This window comes from Streptomyces sp. NPDC057638 (assembly GCF_042800315.1).
Lineage (GTDB): Bacteria > Actinomycetota > Actinomycetes > Streptomycetales > Streptomycetaceae > Streptomyces.
Map to the genome: position 1 here is coordinate 1 of NZ_JBHVHF010000500.1, position 3,650 is coordinate 3,650.

The 3,650-nt window shown below is 73.8% G+C and carries 3 protein-coding genes; 1 reads left to right on the plus strand and 2 read right to left on the minus strand.

The window, feature by feature from the left end; genetic code table 11:
• Window positions 1–18 precede the first annotated feature (18 nt).
• The gene (gene purB, locus ACFVIM_RS33925; RefSeq protein ID WP_384309880.1) at window positions 19–1,494 is read right to left on the minus strand and encodes an adenylosuccinate lyase; all 1,476 of its coding nucleotides are present in this window, start codon (window positions 1,492–1,494) and stop codon (window positions 19–21) included.
• Between the two features lie 243 nt (window positions 1,495–1,737).
• A complete protein-coding gene (locus tag ACFVIM_RS33930; RefSeq protein WP_384309883.1) occupies window positions 1,738–2,517 on the minus strand; it encodes an SGNH/GDSL hydrolase family protein in 780 nt (259 codons plus the stop codon).
• Window positions 2,518–2,577: 60 nt separating this feature from the next.
• On the opposite strand from ACFVIM_RS33930, the gene ACFVIM_RS33935 reads away from it, so the two are divergent.
• A complete protein-coding gene (locus tag ACFVIM_RS33935; RefSeq protein ID WP_384309886.1) occupies window positions 2,578–3,609 on the plus strand; it encodes a maleylpyruvate isomerase N-terminal domain-containing protein in 1,032 nt (343 codons plus the stop codon).
• Window positions 3,610–3,650 lie beyond the last annotated feature (41 nt).

A 3,650-nucleotide genomic window follows, 5' to 3' on the forward strand; every position in this document is an offset into this window, starting at 1 on the left:
GATCATGGTGCGCGCCCGTCAGTAGGCGGTCTCGTTCCACGGCGGGTGCTCCTCAGGCAGAAAGGTGTAGGCGGCGGCCTCCGGGTGGCGCGCCACGACCTCCTGGATCCGGGCGACCACGGCGTCGGCCTGCGCGGCGGCGGCACCGGTGAACGACAGGCGCTGCGCCATCAGCGCGTCGAGCGCGGCCCGGTCCAGCGGGATCCGGTCGTCGGCGGCGAGCCGGTCGAGCAGCTCGTTGCGGTCGGAGCCCTCCCGCATGGCGAGCGCGGACGCCACCGCGTGCTCCTTGATGACCTCGTGGGCGACCTCGCGGCCCACCCCGGCCCGTACCGAGGCCATCAGGACCTTGGTGGTGGCCAGGAAGGGCAGATAGCGGTCCAGCTCACGGTCGATGACGGCGGGGAAGGCGCCGAACTCGTCCAGGACCGTCAGGAAGGTCTCCAGCAGCCCGTCGAAGGCGAAGAAGGCGTCCGGCAGTGCCACCCGGCGGACCACCGAGCAGGAGACGTCGCCCTCGTTCCACTGGTCGCCCGCCAGCTCGCCGGTCATCGAGGCGTAGCCGCGCAGGATGACCATCAGGCCGTTGACCCGCTCGCAGGAGCGCGTGTTCATCTTGTGCGGCATCGCGGACGAGCCGACCTGCCCCGGCTTGAAGCCCTCGGTGACCAGCTCGTGCCCCGCCATCAGCCGGATCGTCTTGGCCAGCGAGGAGGGCGCGGCGGCGAGCTGCACCAGCGCCGAGACCACCTCGTAGTCGAGCGAGCGCGGGTAGACCTGGCCGACCGAGGTGAAGGCGTGGGAGAAGCCGAGGTGCGCGGCGATCCGCTGCTCCAGGTCGGCGAGCTTCTCGGTGCCCTCGCTGCCTCCGCCGAGCAGGTCCAGCATGTCCTGGGCCGTGCCGACCGGGCCCTTGATCCCGCGCAGCGGGTAGCGCGCGAGCAGTTCCTCCAGCCGCCCGTAGGCCACCAGCATCTCGTCGGCGGCGGTCGCGAACCGCTTGCCGAGGGTGGTGGCCTGCGCGGCGACGTTGTGCGAGCGGCCCGCGACCACCAGCTCCGCGTAGCGGGCCGACAGGGTGCCCAGCCGGGCGAGGACGGCGACCACGCGGTCCCGGACCAGTTCCAGGGAGCGGCGGATCTGGAGCTGCTCCACGTTCTCGGTGAGGTCGCGGGAGGTCATGCCCTTGTGGACCTGCTCATGCCCGGCGAGGGCGTTGAACTCCTCGATCCGCGCCTTCACATCGTGGCGGGTGACCTTCTCGCGCTCGGCGATGGAGGCGAGGTCGACCTGGTCGAGCACCCGCTCGTAGTCGGCGAGGGCACCCTCGGGGACCTCCACCCCGAGGTCCTTCTGGGCGCGCAGCACGGCGAGCCAGAGGCGGCGCTCCAGGGTGACCTTCTCCTCGGGGGACCAGAGGGCCGCGAGGTCGGGGGAGGCGTAGCGGTTCGCCAGGACGTTGGGGATGCGGGGCTTCGCAGACAGAGCAGTCACACGGCCAGATTCTACTGTCGGTTTCCGCAGGCCAGCCCGCCGGTCTCCCTCGTACGTTCGCACAAACCGCCGATACGCGGCGCGGCGTCGCCGTTCCGGCCGGGCCGGAGGCGAGGCGGTCCGGAGGCGAGGCGGTCCGGAGGTGAGGCGGGCTGGGGGAGAGGCGGGCTGGGGGAGAGGCGGTCCGGGGCGGGCGTCAGGGGGTCGGCGGCGGGGTGGTACGGGAGGAGGCCGCGGCGCGCGTCAGGGGGACGGCGGGTCGTAGGGGAGGAGGCCGGGGCGTTTCGGGGGCAGGCCGTCGCCGGAGGAGCGGCCGGTCAGCCGCCGCCCTATCCAGGGCCCCAGATGGCGCCGGGCGAACCGCAGGTCCTCCGCGCGGCGGGCCGCCCAGGGGCCCACCGGGGCCGGAGGGAGTGGATCACGCCACTCCGCCCGCGCTTCGAGCCCCAGCGTCTGCCCGACCGCCTCGGCCACCCTGCGGTGACCCTCCGCGGTGAGATGGAGCCGGTCCGTGTCCCAGAATCGGGGGTCGCCGAGCGCGTCATCCCCGTAGAGGTCGACGACGAGGGCGCCGTGGCGCGCGGCCACCGCGTCCACATGGGTGAACAATTCCTCCATCCGGGGGCGGAATCGCTTCATCACGGGCCCCTGGCGTCCCGGGCTGCGCATCAGCACCAGCGTCCGGCAGGTCGGCGCCAGCGCCGCCACGGACTCCTCCAGCCGGGCCCGGACCCGGTCCATGTCGCAGCGGGGCCGCAGCGCGTCATTGAGCCCGCCGACCAGCGTCACCACATCGGCGCGCATCGCCGCCGCCACCGGCACCTGTTCGTCGGCGATCTGCGCGATGAGCTTTCCGCGCACGGCGAGATTCGCATAACGGAACCCCGGGGTGCGGGCGGCGAGACGGGCCGCCAGCAGATCGGCCCAGCCCCGGTAGGTGCCGTCCGGGAGCAGATCCGACATGCCTTCGGTAAAGGAATCGCCTACCGCGACAAAGCTTGTGTACTCGGCACTCATCTCCATGGCGAAGCGATCGTACCGCGCGGTATGGTCCCCCGGTTCCGTACCGGGAGGGAGACCCCTGTGAGCGACGCGCTGCTGAACACCCTGGTGGACGCCGTGGCGGATCTGGTCACCGCCGTTTCCGACTGCGACGAGGAACTCCTCGACCCGGACACCGCGGAACAGTGGCTCGAACACGTCGGTGCCCTGCTCGACCGGCTCTCGCCCGCCGACCGCGCCACCCTCTCCACCCGGCTGCGCCAGTCGGCCGCCCGCCGCCCGGCCGGGGGCCGTCGTGACGCCGTGCTGCGCATCCCGGAGGAGTTCGGCCTCGACGACGACCAGCACGAGCTGTACTGCGACGGCCTGGAGTACCTCGGACGGCGGCTGGTGAAGACCGTGCGCGACGTCGACCCCGCGACCCCGCTGCCCACCCGACCCGGCCAGAGCGTCGCGGATCTCGTCCTGCGCCATGGCGCCACCCACCGCTGGGCCCGTCGGCTGATCCAGGGCCGGGCCTCCGGTGAGGTGCCGCCGGAGCGGCCCGGGCATCCCGCCGGGTACCCCGACTGGCTCGCCCGCTCGGCGGCGGACACCCTGGCCGCCCTGCGCGCCGCCGACCCCGAGACCCCGGTGTGGACGCCCGGCGCCGACCAGCGGGTGCGCTACTACGCCCGGCGGCTGCTGCTCGCCACGGTGATCGCCCTCGCCGACGCGGAGCTGGCGCTCGGCCAGGAACCGCGCGTCCCCGCCGGGACCGGCGCCGACGGGATCGAGGAGTTCTTCGAGAACCTCTCCCACGACCCGCGCCGCGCCGCCCGGCTGAGCGCCCTCACGCCCGCCCCGCTACGGCTGGCCGCCACCGACACCGGCGCCGCCTGGACCGTCACCCCGCAGCCCGGCGGCCGTCCGCGCTGGACCGGGCGCGCCCCCGTCGGCACCACCGCGCGGGTGAGCGTGGAGGGCAGCGGCGGAGATCTGCTCCTGCTGCTGTACGGACGGTTCCGTCCCGAAGCGCCCCGCTTCCAGGTGCGCGGTGAACGCGCCCTCCTGGAGGAGTGGCTGGCGGCGACGGCGTACGAGGGGGACGCGGACCCGGAGCCACCCGGATGAGCGTGCGATGACGCCCGACGGCCCGGATCCCCGTGTGGGGG

Excerpts from the sequence above, each read along its gene's own strand:
- ACFVIM_RS33930 (WP_384309883.1), bottom strand. The coding sequence starts at position 2,517 with ATGGAGATGAGTGCCGAGTACACAAGCTTTGTCGCGGTAGGCGATTCC.